The sequence below is a fragment of the Salinibacter pepae genome (assembly GCF_947077775.1).
Classification (GTDB): Bacteria; Bacteroidota; Rhodothermia; order Rhodothermales; family Salinibacteraceae; genus Salinibacter; species Salinibacter pepae.
In genome coordinates this window covers 809,071-828,854 of record NZ_CAMTTE010000001.1, presented here as the reverse complement: position 1 = coordinate 828,854, position 19,784 = coordinate 809,071, and the positions used below count along the sequence as shown (strand labels likewise).

The following is a 19,784-nucleotide window of genomic DNA, read 5'->3' as shown; positions in this document are numbered from 1 at the left end:
TTCGGTGCGACTGGCGTCACGCCTCATTGCTGCCGTGGCTGCGCTCCTGATTCTGCTTTCGGTCGTTGCCGTCTCGATCCGCGTGGCCCGGATTGCCACCCGGGCCTTCATGCTCACGGGGCTCTCCAGGGAGGCCGCTCGGTTTCAGGCCCGTTCCATCATCACCGGCACCGGCTTCACGACCGACGAGGCCGAGCACATCGTTGGCCACCCGGTGCGCCGGCGCATCTCCCTTGCGTTGATGCTCATCGGCAACGCCGGTCTGCCGCACCGGCGCCTCCACCTTCCCGATAGCGCCCGCAGTCTCAAGGGGCACGGGTTGGGTTCTGGGTCTTCCGCGTTCCCACAGCACGATTTGGTTTTCCATCGGATCAGATCACCTTGCATTTTCTGAACCCTACCAAGCTTCGGAGATTAGTTGCGTGAACCGAACCTCAGCAACCTGTTTTGTCCCGTGGCCTCTCTTGATCCTGCCGAACGGCGTAGCTATGTCCTCGACCAGTTGGACGAGAAGGGGCACGTATCCGTTCAGGACCTCGGCAACGAACTGGACGTCTCTGACGTTACGATCCGAAAGGATCTCCAATTCCTAGAGGATCAGAACCTCGTGATCCGAACCCACGGGGGGGCCCTTTCGGCCGATCGTTTCGCGTACGATGTCCCCTTCGAGAAGAAGGCCCAGCGTCAGAAGGAGGAGAAGCGTCGCATCGGGAAGAAGGCCGCTCAAATGGTCACAGATCAGGATACCGTGATCCTCGATTCAGGAACGACGACCCTTCAGGTCCTCCGGGGCCTCAAAAATCGGGAGGTCGAAGACCTGACCGTTTCGACCAACTCCATTCACATCGCGTTGGAGACCGTGGGTATTTCTGCGATTGAAGTGTTGTTGCTCGGCGGGTCGGTTCGCTCCAAATCCGCCTCGGTCGTGGGGCCGTACGCCGAGCAGATGCTTCGAGACCATGCTTTTAGCAAGCTGTTCCTTGCCGGAGATGGGCTCGATCTTGGACACGGCCTGACGACGACTGATGATCAAGAGGCCCATCTGAACCAGCTGATGATCGAGTCCGCCGACCAAACCATTGCCGTCGTGGACTCTTCGAAGTTCGGGCGCCGAGGGCTCTGCCGAATTTGCAAAACGGAGGCAATCGATGTGCTAATTACCGACGCCACCCCTGATGACATCGATCAGCGGCTGGCAGAGCAAAACATACGCGTCGTGGTTGCTTGAGCGAGGTCGCTTCGTCCGTGACTGGCTGGGCCTGGTCGCGAGGGACCAAGAGAAGAGCAGGAGGTGCGAGGGGGAGCCCCCGGGGCACTCACGGATCTGATCCTCGGGGGAGGGTGCCCTCGTTGGCTCTTCCACCGCGCCGAGGGCCGCAAGTGTGGGCTCTCCGGTAGGCACCCGGTGCGAAGACAACGCGCGAAGTGGCCCGTGCAATCCCTTGTACGTGTCGTCCCACGTGCGAGCAACATGTGGATTCCGGTTTCAACGCCAGAATCTCCCCCGCCGTCGCTCCACGAATGACGCGGGGTCCATCCCTCCAATCATTGAAGCCACTCCGTTCGGTTGGCGGGCTTTGAATCGAGTGCGGAGCGACGGAGGTTTTTGCTTGTGAGGGCGCTGGTCTGAGGGGGCTGAATGTCTCTTGTGCTGTAGCACGAGCCGTTCTCAAGAAGCGGTCCGTCCGGCTTCAGGCAGCTGAGAGAATACGGGCGGGATCGCGGCTCTGGTGCTTTTGCGGGCCAGGGGCACGCGCCGAGCGAAAGTAGTCTTTTGGCCCGATTGCCATGCTTTTCTCTCGTCCCGGGATGCATTCACGGAAATAGGTGGCCGGGCACATGTCCGTCCTGCCACGCCGTCATTTCATCAGTGATCGAGGCGCAGAGGCACACGAGACGCTCACAAACGAAGTCGATCGTGTTCGGCTCTCTGTCGGCCCCCGACGCCCCTTGTGGCCAGTGAATTTGGTATTTTCCAAGGAGTCTCGATAAGGATAGAAGGTCGGTGTCATCGCTTTCAAGGCAGGCTGTAGCCGAGCCCCGAATTACCATCTGCACCAGGGCGGCGATCAGGGCCTCAGGTGGATGCGTTCGCCGCGCTCGTACGACCCGGTTCGACACCCCTGACGCTCGTCGGTCTGCTCTTCCACCCCCGCGAACATCTCGAGCCACCCCTCGCCATTCCCGAATCAGTACGGCAACTTACCGCTGCGTCTGAGCCGAAAGTAGCCGCCCAACTGGTCCAAATATTCGGGCCCACATCCCGAAGGAGCGGCCCTTTGAACTTAAGGATGTCGGACATGCGCCGATAACTCAAGCCAAGTTGCGGGCTGGAAAGCAGAGATGACCGTCGGAGCGACCGGCTCACAAGATTGAGTAGTTGCCCGCTCCCTAAACTGATCCGCCCCGACGGCCTGTGGGCGGTGAGAAAACCCGTGACCTCAAAGCTCATCTGACCGAATGCTCCCTGTTCGTTGACGACCAACTGCGGTCCAATCCGTTGCGGTCCAATCCGTTGCGGTCCCATCCGTTGCGGTCCCATCCGAAGGGAGCGGGCTGGCATCGGTCCGTAGGCGGCGATCCCGGCCGCGACCGAGATCAACTCAAGGGCAGAGTCACTTGGCGGGTCTGTTGTACGTGCGTATTTTCACGTGCGCATTCCCCCCATGCTGGCCCGACATGTTGGTCTCTCGTGTTGGTTCGATCGGTTCCCCAGACGGTCTGCTAAAGCTTCTCTCTCGATGCAAAATTCGACGTAGGACTGGGATTCTGTTATGAAATACCTGACTGCTCTTTGGTCGGCCGCTACCACCCGTATTGCCGCCAAGTTTATGATTCCGACTATTCTCGTGGTCGGACTGGGCGTGGTGGCAGCGGGGGTTGTCGTCTCGATGCGAATCGGCGACGACGTCCGGCGAGCCGCCCAGGAGAAAGCCAAAAGCAGTACGGCGCGCTTCACAGAGCGGATGCAAGCCATCAACCGGCTCCGCCTGCAGATGGTACGCAGCGGAATACGGGCCCTAAAAGACGAGGCCCAGCAACTCGGCACCCCTGCTCTGCGAGGACGCACGTCGCTTGAGGGGAAAGCGGTGCCGGACCTGCAGTTTGGCCGTGTCAGTCAGGTGGGCCGCTATCAACTGCCGGATCAGGTTACCGAGCAACTTGGGGGGACGGCCACGCTGTTTGCGCGCGACGGCGACACGTTCGTTCGCGTTAGCACCAACGTGACAAAAGACGACGGCAGCCGAGCCGTGGGAACTGTTCTGAATCCGGACGGCAACGCCTACGCGGCCATCACCGACGGGGAGTCCTACTACGGAATGGTCGACATCTTGGGGGACAAATACCTGACGGGATACGAACCGATGCGGGATGCCCAGGGCGACGTGGTGGGCATCTGGTACGTAGGGTATGAGCTGAGTGGCATGACGGCGCTTCAAGCATCTGTCCAGGAGACCCGCATCTTGGAGAACGGGTTCTTGGCTGTGCTGGACGAGGAAGGAGAGGTTATGTTCAACTCAAAGCACATCAGCCCCAACACGCTACAGTCTGCACTTGCCAATGAGGGGCGGGCCAGTAAAGAGGGGCGCAGCAAAGGAAAAGCGTGGAACGTGCGGCGGTCAACCTTCGAAGCGTGGGGATTCACAATTGTCGCCGCCTATCCGAATCGTGACATCAATGCCAAGCTCACTGGCGTACGGAGGATGATTCTTCTCTTCAGCAGTGTCGTCCTCGTCATCATCGCCGGCATCCTGTACATGGCGGCGCGGCGGACGGTTATTGTCCCGATACAGGAGTTGGCCGCTGCCGCAGATGCTGCCGCGGACGGGGATTACAGCGTGCACGTGGAGCGCGACACACAGGATGAGGTGGGGCGACTGGCCGCTTCATTCAACACGATGGTGCGCCAAATCCAAGAGGCAATGACCCAGATGGAAGAGAAAAGTGAGGCGGCTCACGAGGCGGCCCGCGAGGCGAAGGCCGCCAAGGCCAAAGCGAATGAGCAGCGTGCCTATCTCAGCGAGAACATCGAGACGATGCTGGACGCGATGAACCGGTTCGCCGACGGGGACCTGACAGTGCAGGCACGCCTTGAGGACGGCGACGGCGATCTCAGCGACCAAAAGGCCATGATGGACCGCCTCTTCGAGGAATTCAACCAGGCGGTGAGGAGCATTCGCCGGCTTCTCTCAGAGGTGAGAGAGGCGGCCGAAGCGACCGCTTCGTCGGCGGGCCAGATCAGCTCGTCGTCGGATCAGATGGCCGCCAGCGCGGAGGAGCAGTCCGCCCAGTCCGAGGAGGTCGCCGCGGCCGTTGAGGAGCTCAACCAGACGATCGGCGAGAACGCCAAAAGCGTCCAATCGGTTGCCGAGGCGGCCGGGGACGGCAGCCGCCAGGCCCGAACCGGGCAAGACGTGGTCTCGGAGGCCACCGCGAAGATCAAAGAGATTGCGGCCGACGTGCAGGACACGGCCGAAACCATTGGCCGCCTCCAGGACTCCAGCGAGCAGATCAGCACGGTGGTCGAGACGATTGACGAGATTGCGGACCAGACCAACCTGTTGGCCCTCAACGCAGCCATCGAAGCGGCGCGGGCCGGCGGGGACGAGGCCGGGGCCGAGACCGGGCAGGGGTTTGCCGTGGTTGCCGAGGAGGTGCGGGCGCTTGCCAGCGAGACGGAGGCGGCCACCTCCGAGATCGAAGGCATCATCGGAGAGGTGCAGTCGGAAATCGACGAGGCCGTCCAGGCGGCGCGGCGAAGCAGTTCGAACGCGGAGGACGGAATTGAGCTGTCCGAGAAGGCGAGCGAGACCCTCGGCGAGATTGTCTCTTCCATCGAGCGGGTTGAGCAGAAAGCCGACGAGATCGCGGCGGCCTCCGAAGAGCAGTCCACCACCAGCGAGCAGATCGCCCGGAGCGTGCAGTCGATCTCGACGGCGGCCCAGCAGTCGGCGGCAGGGGTTGCCCAAGTGTCCGAGGCGGCCGGTCACCTGGACGACCTCACCGATCGGCTCCGTGAAGGCGTCGAGCGGTTCGCTCTCGAAGAGCAAAGCAGAACTGGACGTGACCCGAGACCGGCTGACCACGGAGGCGATGGATCCCTTTCTGGAGCTGGGCATCTGGAGGGCAAAGGATAAGAACCGCGGTCCGGCAAGCAGTGACGGGCGCTGTTTGAGCGATGTTGCGTCCGGCTCACCAGCCCACCCCATCCGATGATCCGAGACATCCACGAGGGGCAGAGAATGCCGCTTCTCGAGGCGTTGTCGACGAACGGACCCAGCGCCAGCGGCGCCCCGACGACACGACTGCACGGGTTGCGAGGCCCAGAAGGTGCCCAGAACCTGCTTTGATCTTTAATTGGGCCGACCAAGGGCAATGCGGGGCGTAGCAGGCTTGACCATCGTCTCTTTGGGGTCGGTCCGCCGCTCATGCGTCCGGACCGGCTGCCGCCGGTCTCCGACCCATCGGTAAGTTCCGTTGGGCGACCGGTCACGTTGGGTCCACGAGAAAGCCGGGGCCGTCGCCAGATTTCACAACGTGGGGCTCCCAGGCACCCTCCTTCTGCAAGGGCGTTTCGAGAGTTTAGAAGGATTGGTTTGCAAAGGCCCTCTCCACTCGACCCAAGCCGGAGGCTGCCGGTCTGAGAAGCTGCAGGGCCCTGCCCGCGCGCTGGACGCCGACTGGCAGCCAATAGTCAGCGCACCGGGTGCTCCACGCCGCCCGGTTCGTCTCTGGACCGACCTGCATGTGATGCTCAAAATGCAGGAGATTCGTCCGTCCTCGCGCCGCCGCTGGAAACCATACTAGAGCGTTTGGTATGGGGTAAATTCATTGGGCAAAACGCGCCACTGCGTTCCTGGCTTAACTACGTGCAGAATTGCATCCAACACGTGGTAGCAAGGGGGGAGCTCCGCCTGTGACCGGTCGTGGAAAAGCGGCTGACCGTTCCCGCTGGGACCCGAGTGGGCGGGGCCGTAGCGCTTCTGGCGCATGGATCCGATTGTTCGTTGTCGGAGGGGCATGCTGACTCATTCCCTTCTGTTTTTTGGTGCCCGTTACCGGAGCCTGAAATCAAGACAATCTCTTGGGCTGGTTGCGAAGCCGCCCCCAGAGAGCGCCGACAGATCATCCATCAGGTCGATTCAGAGACCGCCCCGTGACGCCGCCCGACGGGACGAATGATCGCCGGTGGACGGCCACACCGTCGGACGAGTCGACGAGGCGCAGGGAAGCGCCGGCTGCACGGCACTGACGGGTGCGCGGCCCAGAGGCCCGTCCCGTGGTCTTGCGGCCTCCGGGCTCGTTTTGTCCCCCGAAGGCCCGTCTGTGGCAGTCCGGGCCCCCTGGGCGGTAGCATCACCCGTCCCCGACTTTCTTGGGGGGACCGGTCCCTTGGCGTCCCGTTTGTCCTGTCGGGGCCGCATGGTTGATCTATGCGGGCCGTCGGGGCCCACCCTCAACAACAGTCGGGCGGCCATGGCCACTGATCCGCAGAAGCGGGGGATCGATGCCCGTACTGTTCTTGCCCGCCGGCGCACTCGCGGTGGCACCCGGACATGCACGATCGGCCCTACGAGAACGGCCCGGTTGTCCGACTGGCCTGTGGGGCCACACGTCTTCGTGCCAGGTGAGGCCTTCCGACCCCCTCTCCCTCGGTTGGCGAACGTCAGCGACGTTCTCTCAACGGCCAACTCGCCGGGGGCCCCGCGGCAAGACGGTAGCGCAAAGGAGGGATTCCTCGGGCAGTGCGCCAGACGCCAGGGCCGTATTCGAACGGTGGCGGGGTGTTTTGGGGCGGGGCCGTCTATCAGATTGCGGGATCGCGCTCTTTCGATACGAAACCCAGACCTGTATTGGGCTCCCCAAAGGCCTTTTTTCGTTTCGTTTGAGTTAAGATAATGTTAAACAAAATATTTTCGCAAGAAAAAAGTTGACGGTTTGTAATGCTAGCGTTAACAAGTGACTGTGAAATTGTAGATGAAGCTCGCCCGAAGGACACGTGCCAGACGAGGAGAGCGTCCCTGAGCCGACTCAAACTGGTGCCTTCCGGGCTCGCAGAGGTCGGTCGGCTCAACCACCACAAGGTCCTGCCGAACAGACAACCGAAGCAATCACGATGGATTGTGCTGTCCAACTTCTCCGGGGGCTGACGAGAATGGCCCGTCAACGATGGTCTTATCAAAGGGCTGGGGGCCTCGCGGGCGTCGCCTTGCTCGGCGCGGGGGGCGCCCTTCTGGGCCTCCTTCTAGTAATGCCAGGAGAGGCCTTGGGGCAGGAAGGGGGGCGAATTGAGGGGCGTGTCACGTCCACAAACAATGGGGAGCCGCTGCCGGGGGCCAACGTCGTGGCCCAGGGCAGCGACGAGGGCACGGCCACGGGAGCCGAGGGGACGTTTTCCATCGAGAACGTGGCCCCTGGACAGTACACCCTGAAAGCGTCGTTCATTGGGTTTCAGGCCGAAGTTCGTGAGGTCACCGTTGCCAGTGGGGAGACGACGCAGGTACGTTTCGCTCTTCGGCCGTCCGTGCAAAACCTTGAAGAGACGGTTGTGGTCGGGTACACGGAGAAGTCTCGTCGCGAGATTACGAGCTCGGTGGAGACCGTCGGGGAGGCCGAGTTGGACGACGTGACGGTCAACGACGCGACCAGTTTGCTTCAGGGCAAGAGCTCGGGGCTGTATGTGACGACGGGATCCGGGGACCCCGGAGCAGACCCGACAGTCCGGATTCGCGGGACGGGGTCCATCAGCGCCGGCGCGGATCCGCTCTACGTGGTCGACGGAACCATTTCCGGAGGCGTGCTGCCCGACCCCAGCAACATCAAATCGGTAACGGTTCTCAAGGACGCGGCTGCGAGTGCCCTTTACGGCTCGCGGGCGGCCAACGGCGTGGTGCTTATCAACACGAAGCAGGGGGAGCGGGGCAGTGAGACTGAAGTGAGCATTCAGGCAAGCACAGGCTTCAACGGGAAGACGACGGGCAACTTCAGCGTCATGGACGCTTCCCAGCTGGAAGGGCTTCACGACCAGATGGGATCGGCCTACGCAGACCGAGACTTTAGTCAAAATACGGACTGGCAGAACCTTGCCTTCCGGACGGCCATGACCAACAGCATTGAAGCGTCCGTCACGGGCGGGAGCGAGAACACGTCATTTTATCTGTCCGGCAATGTCTACCGCGAGGAAGGAACCCTTGCGGAAGACGAGTTGACCCGGTTTGGCGGGCGGGTCAACGTCAATCACTCCGTCACGGAGGACTTTACCGTTGACACTCGTCTCAACGGGCGATACACCGACGAAGCAAATAATCCGACGGGGGCGCTCTACGAAGCGTACACGAATCTCCCGTGGGACGCACCTCGATCGGAGGATGGATCCCTCCGTACTGGTCGGGAGAGCGATTGGATTGGGCGGGACAACACGAATTTTCTCTACCCACTTCAGTACAACGAGGACAAAAGCCGGCAGTACGACTTCAACGGCACGCTAAAGCTCGACTACAGCCTCACGTCCTGGGTGTCGTTCGAGACCACGAATCAGGTCACCCTTCAACGAGACGACGCGGATCAGTATCGAGACATTCGGACCCAGGTGGGCGGTGACAACGACGGGGAGCTGTTCAATTCCTACGCGGAGAGCACGACCCTTCTGTCGTCCAGCCAGTTCTCGTTTGATCGGAGTGTGGGAAAGCACAGCACCGGAGGCATTCTCGGGTTTGAGTACGAGAACAATCACTATAGCGGATTTGACGCCGAGGGAGGAGGGGTCTTCCCCAACCTCCGTGCCCTTGACGTGTCGGCCGAGGCCCTGAGCGTCCAGGGCACGATCACGAAAAGCAACTTTATTTCCGGATTTAGCCAGTTCAACTACAACTACGACCGGACCTACTTCGCGTCGGTGTCCTTCCGGCGAGACGGGTCCTCGAAGTTTGGGGAAAACAACCGGTACGGAAACTTCTACTCGATTGCCGGCTCCTGGGCGCTCAACAACGAACCCTTTCTCGAGGGGCGGGACTGGGTTCAAGAGCTCAAGCTTCGGGCCAGTTACGGAACGACGGGGAACGCGAGCATCGGGAATTTCGTCGCGCGGGAGCTCTACGACTTCGCGGCGCCCTACAACGGCGAAATTGGGGCCCGGGCGACCCAGCAAGGCAATCCCGATTTGACCTGGGAGATCGCCCGCAAGACCAACGTCGGCGTCGACCTGAGCGTCTTCGACCGCGTCGACCTCAGCGTGGACGCGTACCGCCGGATCAACGACGACCTGCTTCAGAACGTCCCCCAACCCTCCGTGACCGGGTACACCAGTCAGATTCAAAACGTGGGGAAGGTCCGGAATCAGGGGCTCGAAGTATCGCTTTCGACCATCAATCTCCAAGAGGGCGTCCGCTGGACGACAGACTTCAACATTGGATTCAACAGCAACGAGGTGCTTGAGCTGGCCGGGGGAGAGCCCGTGCTCGACGTGCCCAACGCCAATCAGCGACTGCAGGAGGGCGGAGAAATTCGGACCTGGTACATGCGCAAGTGGGCTGGTGTGGATCCCCAAACCGGAAAGCCCCTGTGGGAAAAGCAGATCACGAACGACCAAGGGAAGGTGGTCGACACCGAGTTGACCAGCAATTACAACGAGGCGACCCTGCAGATGCTCGGCAGCGCCAGTCCCGACTTCACCGGCGGGCTGCGCAACACGGTCGAATACAAAGGCATCACGCTGAGCACGTTCTTCAACTTCGTCTACGGCAACAAGGTCTACCACAGCGCCCGCGAGCTCTTCGATTCCGATGGGGGCTACCTGACCTACAACTACATGGAGCTCGAGGACGATTGGAGCCGCTGGCAGGAGCCGGGGGACGACGCGACCCACCCCAAGCCGGTCGCAGGGGGGAACAGCAACTCGAACGACGTATCGTCCCGGTATATCGAGGACGGGACCTACCTGCGACTGAAGAATGTGCGGCTGTCGTACGACCTCCCGAGTGCGTGGACTCGCTCGGTGAATCTGCGGTCGGCGAGCGTGTACGTGAGCGGCGACAACCTCCTTACGTTCACCGACTTCTCGGGAATGGATCCGGAGGTGGGGCTCGACGGCGTTGCTGGCACAAAATACCCGATTAGTCGAAAGGTGATCTTCGGACTCGGGGTCCGCTTTTAGTCCCCCGCGATGCACCTGTAATCCCGGGACGAAGGCCTGCCTCCTCACGAGGGGGTGGGGGGTCCCACACATCCTCCGTCGCCGAAGCCATTTCGGTCAACCTGGACAATCAAAACACTCTGGACATGACTTCTCAGGGCCGACCCGTTCCTCGCGTACTGTTTTTCCTCATCCTCATGGTGGCCGTTGTTGGCTGTGATGGGCCCAGCAACGTAAGCCCGAAAGACCGGCTTCCTCCCGAAGAGGTGGTAACCTCGCTCGACGGTCTCAGAGCGGCCACACAGGGCAATTACAACCGCTTTGTGAGCGGAGGCTACTACCATTACGCCCGTCACCTCTTCTACATGAAAGAGTTTCCGGGAGACAACGTCTCGTTGAGTGGTGCGACGACGGATCCGCTGTTTTACTCCTACACCCTCGGGCACAAGAAGAATCAGACCAGTGCCAGCAACATCTGGACCCTGGGATACGAGGCGATCTACGGAGCCAATCGGGTGATCGACGAAGTCGAAGCGGGGCAATCGGCGAAGCGGGATCAGCTGCTGGGAGAAAATTACTTCCTGCGGGCCCTGGTGCACTTTCAACTCGTGAATGTCTTCGGGCGGCCCTACTCGCAGGGACGAGACAATCTTGGCGTCCCCATCGCCAAGTCACCCGATACCGACGCGAAGGCCCCGCGCAGTACCGTCGGAGAGGTGTACGACTTCGTCGTTGAGGACCTGAAGCGGGCGGCAGACCTCATGACACGGGAGAAGTCCAATGCGTATGCCTCAAAAGAGGTGGCCCAGGCACTACTCTCCCGCGTGCACCTGTACCGGGAAGACAACCAGAAGGCCATTGACTACGCAAACAAGGTCATCAATTCGGGGCGATATTCTCTGATCCAAGACTCCGCGCAATATGTAACGTGGCCCACCCGGCCGCCGGAGGAGAATTCGCAGACCATCTTTGCGTACAAGTTTACCGAAGAGGATAACAAAGACTTTGGGTCTATTGGATCGATGTACTACACGAGCCCGTCGGGCAAGGGATGGGGCGAAATGTACGCCTCGAAGGAGTATCGCGATCTCTTGGGCCAGCACCCTGAAGACAATCGCCGCGGGTTCATTGAGGCGAAGCGAGACGAGAGTGGGAATATCCAGGAGCGAAATGGATACCCCGTCTATTACGTCAAAAAGTTCACGGGTCAGGGAGGCAACGTAACGCTGTCCTCCCCTGTGATTCTTCGGCTGGCCGAGATGTATCTCAACCGGGCGGAGGCCCGTGCAAAGCTTGACCGAGACCAGAAAGCCCTCAATGACGTGAACAAGATTCGGAAGCGAGCCGGATTGAGTGGCGACGCGCTCTACGAAATGCGTGACCTGGGTGGGGCCCAGACAGCCCTGGACATCGTGCTGCGCGAGCGCCGCCTCGAACTGGCTTTTGAGGGACACCGGCCCATTGACCTCTGGCGCAACGGGCGGGACATGGTCCGGTCCTACCCCGGCATCCACACCAAAACCAATATCGCGCCCGGCCTGAATGCCGCCACCACCCCCGCAACACAGACCATTCCGGCCGATCACCCGCGTGTGGTCCACTTCCTTCCGGAAGACGAGGTGGAGCTGACCGGCATGACACAAAACCCCTAGTGGATCCGGGGGCATTTGGCCCCCGCGAAGCATCGGGCCCCAGTGCGTTCGAACGCCTTCCCGGGCAGTCCGCCTTACACGACTCCTCACCCACCGACCGCCACCACCGTGCAGACCCCATCCCTCATCGTCGTCGGGGAGCTCAATGCCGACCTCATTATGGAGGGGGTGCAGGCCCGTCCCGCCCTCGAGAAAGAGCGGGTTGCGGAGGGCATGACCCTGACCCTGGGCAGCTCATCGGCAATCGTGGCGTCGAACGCCAGCGCAATCGGGATGGACGTTGGGTTTGTCGGGCAGGTCGGCAACGATGCCTTCGGGGACTTCGTGCGTGAGCGGCTGAAGGAGCGGAACGTCGAGTGCCGGTTCGTACAGTCCACGTCGGAGGAGGCCACGGGCCTGACGGTCATCTACACGCACGGAGACGACCGGGGGATGATAACGTATCCCGGGGCCATGGAGGCCCTCACCCTTGAGGACGTTCCCCTAGATTATGTGGGCCAGTCCGACCACCTGCACCTCTCCTCCTTCTACCTGCAGACGGGACTTCAGCCCGACGTGGGCACGCTCTTCCGCACCGCCAAAGCCGAAGGCCTCACGACCTCCCTCGATACGAACTGGGACCCCGACGAGACGTGGGGCGGCGGTATTCTGGATGTGCTCGACGCGGTGGACGTGTTTCTCCCGAACGACGACGAAGCGCGGCTCATCGCGGGCGAAGATCGTCTCGATCAGGCCATGGCTGCGCTTGGAAACCGGGCCGGGGCTGTGGTTGTGACCCAGGGAGACGACGGGGCGTCCCTCTACCACAACGGTCGGCTCCAGTCGTTCTCGGCCCCGCAGGTCGACCCTGTCGACGCCGTGGGGGCCGGGGACAGCTTCAATGCAGGGTTCCTGGCGCAGTATCTCAAGGGGGCGGCCCTCCCTGAATGCGTCGCGTTTGGCCTCCTGGCGGGGGCGTACTCGACCCGGGGCCCCGGAGGGACCGCGGCGTTCGAGGACGTCGACGGGTTCCGGTCGTTTGCCGCTTCCCGCCTCGAATGAGGGCATTTGGCCGAACGTTCGAAGCGTTCGTGCCCCCGCACCGGACCGGGAACCGGGAGCCCATGCCTTGACATTCCAGGGCTGGATTTCCATCGCGCTTGTGTTTGAACTGAGCCCCTTAACATGCAGATTCCGGACCCCCTTGCGCCGGGAAAGTACCGCCGCCTCAAGCGACTCAGTGATGCTGCGGACCGCTTTTCGATGCTTGCCGTCGACCAGCGCGGCTCCTTGCGCCGCATGTTTGCTCGCGAGCACGGCACCGAGCCGGCCGAGGTGGCCCCGGATCGACTGCGACAGGTGAAACGCGTGGTAACCCAGGCGGTCGCGCCCATGGTGAGTGGTCTGTTGACCGATCCGCTGTACGGGTATCCTGCGTCGATCGATGTTCTGCCGGCGTCCACGGGCGTGCTCCTTTCGGGGGAGCAAACGGGCTACGTCGCCGTCGGGGAGGACGAGCGGCGCACCCGGCTGCTGGAGGCGTGGTCCCCTCGGCGAGCCTTGCGGAGCGGGGGCGATGCGATAAAGCTGCTGGTCTATCATCATCCGGACGCGTCCGAAGAGACGCATCGACACGAGCAAGAGATTGTGGCGTCGATGGGGGAGGCCTGCGAGGAAGCCGGGATGCCCTTCATTCTTGAGGTCGTCACGTACCCGATGGGCGAGGCGGCACGGACGCCCGCCGTGCAGGCGCGCCGAAAGCCTGCACTCGTCGCGGACGCCGCCAAGACGTTTTCCGATCCAGCGTACAAGGTGGACGTTCTCAAGCTGGAGTTTCCCGCCAATCTACGGTTTGTGGGGGCCTACCAGGACGCGCCGTTTGGGGCGGGGGAGGCGGTGTACGACCGCAAGACGGTCGAACAGGCGTGCGAGCGCCTCGACCGCGCGGCGGGCGTTCCCTGGGTCATCCTCAGCTCAGGGGTGGGGATCGACGAGTTTATCGAGACCCTCAAGTTTGCGAATGACGCCGGGGCCAGCGGATTTCTCTGCGGGCGAGCCGTGTGGAAGGACATTGTGCGCCACGCCCCGAATGAACGTGAAATGCGCCACTTTATGGCGAAGGTGGGGACCGGCAGGGTCGAGCGCCTGCTCGACGCGAACGAGTCCGCACGGGCGTGGACGGACCATCCGAAGTATCAGTCCAGGGCGGCCCCGGCCGGGACGGACGCGCTCTCCACTGAATAATCGGCCCGGCCGCCGGGGAGGGCCACACACCGACTCTTTGCATCAACCCAATACACAAACGTACGTGAGTCAACGTCACCCATCGGTCGCCGCACAACCAGAACGAGGAGATTCGAACGGCGATGTGCTTCAGCACATGGTCGACCATCCCGATCCGGATCGGGGAACGGTTCACACCCCCGGTGAAATTGCGCAGCAGCCCGAGATGTGGCGGCAGACGGCCCGTTTGGTTCGGGACCGCGCGCCGGCCCTCAGGCGGTTCCTGGACGCGGCGGGTCTCTATTCCGAGGAGGCCCCGTCCCGCATCCTCCTGACGGGGGCGGGAACGTCCCACTACGTGGGCCTCTCGGTCGTGGACCTGCTCCGCCGCCACTTTGGCACGTCCTGTGAAAGCCGGCCCACCACCGGCATTACGCCCAACCCGGATCTGTTTCTTCGGGAGGGGGAGCCGACCCTCATGGTCCACTTCGCTCGATCCGGCAACAGCCCGGAGAGCAGGGCCGTGCTTGAGGGGGGGCTGGAATGCATGGGGGAGGCGGGACGGCACCTGGTGATCACGTGCAACGGCGCGGGGACCCTCGCGGAGCTGGCTCGGGCCCACCCCGATCGTGTGCACCTGCTGGTGCTGCCCGACGACACGAACGACCAGGGGCTGGCCATGACCAGCTCCTACACGAGCATGGTGGTGGCGAGTCAGGCCCTCGCCCACCTCGACCGCATGGAGGCCTTCGTGCAGCAGACCGACCGCACGGCGGAGATTGGGGAGACGGTGCTCGCCGAGCATCCAGATGCTGTCGACGCGTTGATGGCCGGCGACGTGCGTCGCGCGTTCTTCCTGGGCAACAACGACCTGTACGGCGCGGCCACCGAGTCGGCCCTCAAGGTCCAAGAGCTCACGGCGGGGCAGATTCTCGCCGGGGCCGAGGACACCCTGGCCTTTCGGCACGGGCCCATCTCTGCGGTCGACGCGCATTCTCTGGTTGTGTTTTACCTCTCGGCCCGTCGCCATACGCGGCGGTACGAGCTAGACGTCGTCCGCCAGTATCAGGATGCCTTCGAGGAGCTTGGGGCGAGCATCGCCGTGGTCGCGCCCCAGCGGCCGGAGATCGAGGAGACGGACCACCTCTCGGTGTTTGCCTACGACGCGGAAGGGGCGGTGCCCGCGTTGCAGCAGACCAATGTCGCCGTGCTGATCGGCCAAATGGCGGGCCTGTTTGCGGCCTACCGGCGCGGGGTGAACGTGGACGAGCCGTCCGCCGAGAAGGCACTGTACAACCGGACCGTGCAGGGCGTTCAGATCTACGACCCGGCCGGGGCCTACGAGGCGGGCTCGGGGACCCATCGTTAGCTTTACGAAACCAAGCACTTTCGAGGCAGAGGACTTGTTATGGCAGTCACAGGTAAGTCGACATCGCGGAACGCCCACCCGCTCGTTCGGGCGCTACAGGACGAGAACACCCCGGTGGTAAAGGCGCTGGTTCAGGCGCTGGCGGACCATTTCGAAGGGCAAACCTGCCTTCTTGCGATCTGCCCCAACTCGCGGGCCGTGACGAAGGCCGCGCTGTTGGCCGCCCAAGAAGCCAATGCCCCGCTTCTCTTCACCTCGACGCTGAACCAGGTAGACCGCGACCGCGGGTACACCGGCTGGACGCACGATGACCTCATCGCGTTCATCGACCGGAAGGCCGATCGGCTTGATCTCGACGTCCCGATTCTCCCGTGCCTCGATCACGGCGGCCCCTGGCTGAAGGACCGCCACGTCATCGAGGACTACACGTACGAGGAGGCGATGCGCGCGGTCAAACGGTCGCTCGAATCGTGCATCGATGCCGGCTACGAACTCCTGCACATCGATCCGACCGTGGATCAACGCCAGCCGGATCGGGCGCCGACCTCCATCGACTGGGTCGTGGAGCATACGCTTGAGCTCATCGAGCACGCCGAAGCGTACCGGCGCGGACAGGGACGCCCGCCAATCAGCTACGAAGTGGGCACCGAGGAGGTGCACGGGGGGCTGGCGGACCGCGACAAGTTTGAGCGCTTTCTGGAAGGGCTCGATGCGGGACTCCACGAGCGCGGGCTCGACGACGCCTGGCCCTGCTTCGTCGTGGGCAAGGTGGGGACCGACCTCGACACGTCGTACTTCGAGCCCGACACGGCGCGGGACCTGACCACGCGAACGAAGCCGTACGGGGCCTTGGTGAAGGGACACTACACCGACTACGTTGACAACCCGGACGACTACCCGCTGGCGGGCATGGGCGGGGCGAACGTGGGGCCGGAGTTTACCGAAGAGGAGTACAAGGCCCTGATGGACCTGGTCGCGCTGGAGAAGAAGATTGGCAAGACGTCCGGCCTGAAGAAGGCGCTCCGGGAGGCCGTCGTCGAAAGCGGGCGGTGGAAAAAATGGCGTCACGCCGACGAAGAAGGCCGCGCGTTCAACGAGCTAGACGAGGAACGGCAGAACTGGCTGATTCGCACCGGGAGCCGGTACGTGTGGAGCGACCGTGAGGTCAGCACGGCGCGAGCGCGCCTCTACGAAAATCTCGATGGATACCGGGATGCTGAGGGGTATGTGCTGTGGAGGATTAAACAGTCCATGATGAAGTACTATCATGCGTTCAATCTGATCGACTTCAATAGTCGTCTCGAACGCGTTCTGCTCCCGGCACAAGACCCCGCGTGATCCATGGAGCTCGCGTTCGTAGACTGGGCCATCATGGCCGCCTACTTCGCCGTCTCCCTCGGGATTGGGGTGGCGGTGTACCGGCGGGCCGGCGAGGATTTCGGCAGCTTCTTCCTCGGGAACCAGCAGATGCCGTGGTGGCTGTTGGGCATCTCGATGGTTGCGACGACCTTCTCGACGGACACGCCGAACCTGGTCGCCGACATCGTCCGCTCGACGGGGACGGTGGGCAACTGGACGTGGTGGGCGTTCCTGCTGACGGGCATGTTCACCGTCTTCCTCTACGCGAAGCTCTGGCGCCGCTCGGGCGTGTTCACCGACGTGGAGTTCTACGAGCTGCGCTACTCCGGGCGCCTGGCCGCGCTCCTTCGGGGGTTTCGGGCCGCCTACCTCGGTATCGTCTTCAACGTCGTCATCATGGCGACCGTGACGCTGGCGGCGATTAAGATTGGGGGCGCGCTGCTCGGGCTCTCGCCCGTGGAGGTTGTGGTGGTGGCCGCCTCGGTTACGATGGTGTACAGCGCGCTCGGCGGCCTGACCGGCGTGCTGTTGACCGACCTCCTTCAGTTTGCGATGGCGATGGTTGGGTCCGTGGGCGCCGCGTGGTACGTGCTCACGCTGCCGGAGGTGGGCGGGCTCGACGGGCTCCTGGCCCATGCGTCGGTGCAGGAGGCGACGGCCTTTTGGCCCTCCTTCGAAACCATGACCTGGCAGCAGATGATGCCGGCCTTCATCATTCCAATTGCCGTGCAGTGGTGGGCCTCCTACTACCCAGGGGCCGAGCCGGGCGGCGGGGGATACATTGTCCAGCGTATGCTCTCGGCGAAGGACGAAGAAAATGCCGTCAGTGCGACGCTTCTGTTTACGGCCACCCATTACGCCCTCCGCCCCTGGCCGTGGATCCTGGTCGCGCTGGCGTCGCTGGTCGTTTTTCCCGATCTGGAAGCCCTTCGGGCGCAGTTTTCGCACCTTCCCGACCGGGTGGTGCAGAACGACATGGCCTACCCGGCCATGATGACGCTCCTGCCGCCCGGCCTTCTGGGGCTGGTCGTGACCTCGCTCGCGGCGGCCTACATGTCGACCATGTCGTCGCAGGTCAACTGGGGCGCGTCCGTCGTCGTCAACGACCTCTACAACCGCTTCATTGAGCCGGACGCCACGGAACGGCAGCAGGTGTGGGTGGGCCGGATTGCGACGGTGGCGTTGATGACCACGGCGTGCGTGCTGGCCCTCCTTCTCAAAAACGCCCTACAGGCCTTCAACATCCTCCTCCAGATTGGGGCCGGCACGGGGCTTCTGTTCCTGCTGCGCTGGTTCTGGTGGCGGATCAATGCCGCGACCGAGTTGACGGCGATGGCCGTCTCCTTCAGCCTGGCCATTTACTTTCAGGCCGCCGGGCGCTTTGGCTGGATGGGGGGCGGGCTGGCCGACTGGGAGCGGCTGCTGGCGATTGTGGCGGTTACGACCGTGGCCTGGGTGGCGGTGACCTACCTCACGCGGCCGACGGACGAGGACACCCTGATCGAGTTTTACACGACCGTCCGCCCTGGGGGGCCGGGATGGGGCCCGGTTGTCGATACGCTCCGGGCGCGAGAGACGGAAATTGACGTGGATGCGCCCTCGGATCTGCCCTATGCCCTGAGCTGTGTCCTGCTCGGCTCAATGGGGATCTACGGGGTCCTCTTCGCGACGGGCTTTGTTCTCTACGGCCGGTTCCTGCTTGGGGGCATCTGTGCCGTCATCGCTGCGGCCGCACTCGGGGGCATCGGGGCCCTGTGGCCGTATCTTTCCTTCTCGGATGACAGCGATGAGGCGGGCCCTGGACCGAAGCGGAGGGAGGACGGGGAGGAGGCTGCTCGGCACGAGGCCGAGCCCGTCTGAGCCCCCCGCCCCCAGGGCGTTCGGGCCTGCCCGTCGGCCGCCCCGAGAGACAAAGACGCCCAGTTGCACGTGTCCCCAGAACTTGTCTGACGACAGCCCTTCCGGCTTCCCATGATTCAGCATTCGCCGCCGCCGCGGTTCGACGCCCACACGCACTTGTTTCACGACCGGGGGTTCTTGAAAACGCGCCTCGAAGAGGAGCGCCTGCGCGTTCTCATCATCAACATTACCGGCGAGGCCCTCTTCGAAGCGCCCATGGAGCAGCGCTGGGAGGCGATGAAAGCGATGAAGAACCGGTATCCGTCCCAGGTGTCCCTCTGCACGACCTTCGACCCGTCCCCCGTGACGGAGACTGGCTTCGCCGACCACGTGATCGAACGACTACGGCGGCACATTGAGGCCGGGGCGACGGCCGTGAAGGTGTGGAAGGACATCGGGCTGGCCGTGCGCGACGAAGAGGGGCGCTTCGTCCAGATCGACGACCCTCGATTCGAGCCCATCTGGGACTTCTTGGCGGACCGGGAGGTGCCGGTGATTGCCCACACGGGGGAGCCGCGGGCGGCCTGGCAGCCCCTGAACAAAGAGAGTCCGCACTACCGCTTCTACAGCGAGAATCCGACGTACCACCTGCACGGGCGCGACGACGTTCCCGACTGGGCCACGATCATGGAGGCCCGGGACCGATGGCTCGAACAGAACCCAGCCCTTACGGTCGTGGGGGCCCACCTCGGAAGCATGGCCCACGACGTCGACATGGTGAGCGACCGGCTCGAGCGCTACGACAATTTCTACGTCGACACCGCCGAGCGTTTTGGCGACCTCGTCACCCAGTCGAGTCAGAAGGTCCGCGCCTTTTTCGAGCAGCATGCCGACCGCATCGTGTACGGCACCGACGTCATCGTTGAACATCCGGCCGATCGGGTGTCCGAGGCGCAGCGTGCCCAGGAAAAGGAGGCGTACGAGTCGATGCTCGCCAATCACTGGGACTACCTGACCAGCGGCGACTCCATGCTGGTTCGGGACAAACTGGTCGACCCCGTTCGGGTCTCCGGCCTCAATCTTCCATCGAATGTGGTACAGGCCGTCTGCCACGACAACGCGGCTCAACTTTACGGGTGGGAGAACGAACCTCGAAGCAGCCCCGCCCGCAGCCGTACCTGAGTGTCTTCCCGTTTCTCATCATCACAACTGTATTTGCTATGTCCGACTC

11 protein-coding genes are annotated in these 19,784 nt (G+C 62.9%); all 11 read left to right on the top strand.

The features are described 5' to 3' along the window. The first annotated feature begins 34 nt into the window (after nt 1-34). The 11 genes from OJA40_RS03525 (at nt 35) to OJA40_RS03475 (ending at nt 19,735) form a co-directional block, all read left to right on the top strand. Nucleotides 35-394, top strand: a complete 360-nt coding sequence (locus OJA40_RS03525; protein WP_263809949.1) for a hypothetical protein — start codon at nt 35-37, stop codon at nt 392-394. A 60-nt stretch (nt 395-454) separates the two neighbouring features. Continuing rightward, nucleotides 455-1,228, top strand: a complete 774-nt coding sequence (locus tag OJA40_RS03520; protein ID WP_208426374.1) for a DeoR/GlpR family DNA-binding transcription regulator — start codon at nt 455-457, stop codon at nt 1,226-1,228. A 1,603-nt stretch (nt 1,229-2,831) separates the two neighbouring features. Beyond that, a complete protein-coding gene (locus OJA40_RS03515) occupies nt 2,832-5,138 on the top strand; it encodes a methyl-accepting chemotaxis protein (RefSeq protein ID WP_263809948.1) in 2,307 nt (768 codons plus the stop codon). A 2,114-nt stretch (nt 5,139-7,252) separates the two neighbouring features. Then, nucleotides 7,253-10,153 carry a SusC/RagA family TonB-linked outer membrane protein gene (locus OJA40_RS03510; RefSeq protein WP_263809947.1) on the top strand — a complete coding sequence of 967 codons (2,901 nt, stop codon included), beginning with the start codon at nt 7,253-7,255 and terminating at the stop codon, nt 10,151-10,153. Between the two features lie 125 nt (nt 10,154-10,278). Continuing rightward, complete coding sequence (locus OJA40_RS03505; RefSeq protein ID WP_208426371.1) at nt 10,279-11,784, top strand: RagB/SusD family nutrient uptake outer membrane protein; 1,506 nt, start codon at nt 10,279-10,281, stop codon at nt 11,782-11,784. Between the two features lie 108 nt (nt 11,785-11,892). Beyond that, the gene (locus OJA40_RS03500; protein WP_208426370.1) at nt 11,893-12,825 is read left to right on the top strand and encodes a carbohydrate kinase family protein; all 933 of its coding nucleotides are present in this window, start codon (nt 11,893-11,895) and stop codon (nt 12,823-12,825) included. A 123-nt stretch (nt 12,826-12,948) separates the two neighbouring features. After that, nucleotides 12,949-14,007, top strand: coding sequence for a tagatose 1,6-diphosphate aldolase (locus tag OJA40_RS03495; RefSeq protein ID WP_208426369.1), 1,059 nt, complete (start codon nt 12,949-12,951; stop codon nt 14,005-14,007). A 136-nt stretch (nt 14,008-14,143) separates the two neighbouring features. Then, the gene (locus OJA40_RS03490) at nt 14,144-15,355 is read left to right on the top strand and encodes an SIS domain-containing protein (protein ID WP_263809946.1); all 1,212 of its coding nucleotides are present in this window, start codon (nt 14,144-14,146) and stop codon (nt 15,353-15,355) included. A 39-nt stretch (nt 15,356-15,394) separates the two neighbouring features. Beyond that, entirely contained in the window at nt 15,395-16,693 is a 1,299-nt protein-coding gene (locus OJA40_RS03485) for a class II D-tagatose-bisphosphate aldolase non-catalytic subunit (protein WP_208426368.1), read from the top strand. Nucleotides 16,694-16,696: 3 nt separating this feature from the next. Continuing rightward, nucleotides 16,697-18,574: a sodium:solute symporter family protein gene (locus OJA40_RS03480; protein WP_263809945.1), complete on the top strand. Its 1,878-nt coding sequence runs from the start codon at nt 16,697-16,699 to the stop codon at nt 18,572-18,574. A 111-nt stretch (nt 18,575-18,685) separates the two neighbouring features. Beyond that, complete coding sequence (locus tag OJA40_RS03475) at nt 18,686-19,735, top strand: amidohydrolase family protein (protein WP_208426367.1); 1,050 nt, start codon at nt 18,686-18,688, stop codon at nt 19,733-19,735. The last annotated feature ends 49 nt before the right edge of the window (nt 19,736-19,784 follow it).

Bases quoted from the DNA above. Each gene is read 5' to 3' on its own strand.
- OJA40_RS03490 (WP_263809946.1), top strand. From the start codon at position 14,144: ATGGTCGACCATCCCGATCCGGATCGGGGAACGGTTCACACCCCCGGT.
- OJA40_RS03485 (WP_208426368.1), top strand. From the start codon at position 15,395: ATGGCAGTCACAGGTAAGTCGACATCGCGGAACGCCCACCCGCTCGTT.
- OJA40_RS03475 (WP_208426367.1), top strand. From the start codon at position 18,686: ATGATTCAGCATTCGCCGCCGCCGCGGTTCGACGCCCACACGCACTTG.
- OJA40_RS03495 (WP_208426369.1), top strand. From the start codon at position 12,949: ATGCAGATTCCGGACCCCCTTGCGCCGGGAAAGTACCGCCGCCTCAAG.
- OJA40_RS03480 (WP_263809945.1), top strand. From the start codon at position 16,697: ATGGAGCTCGCGTTCGTAGACTGGGCCATCATGGCCGCCTACTTCGCC.
- OJA40_RS03515 (WP_263809948.1), top strand. From the start codon at position 2,832: ATGATTCCGACTATTCTCGTGGTCGGACTGGGCGTGGTGGCAGCGGGG.
- OJA40_RS03505 (WP_208426371.1), top strand. From the start codon at position 10,279: ATGACTTCTCAGGGCCGACCCGTTCCTCGCGTACTGTTTTTCCTCATC.
- OJA40_RS03510 (WP_263809947.1), top strand. From the start codon at position 7,253: ATGCCAGGAGAGGCCTTGGGGCAGGAAGGGGGGCGAATTGAGGGGCGT.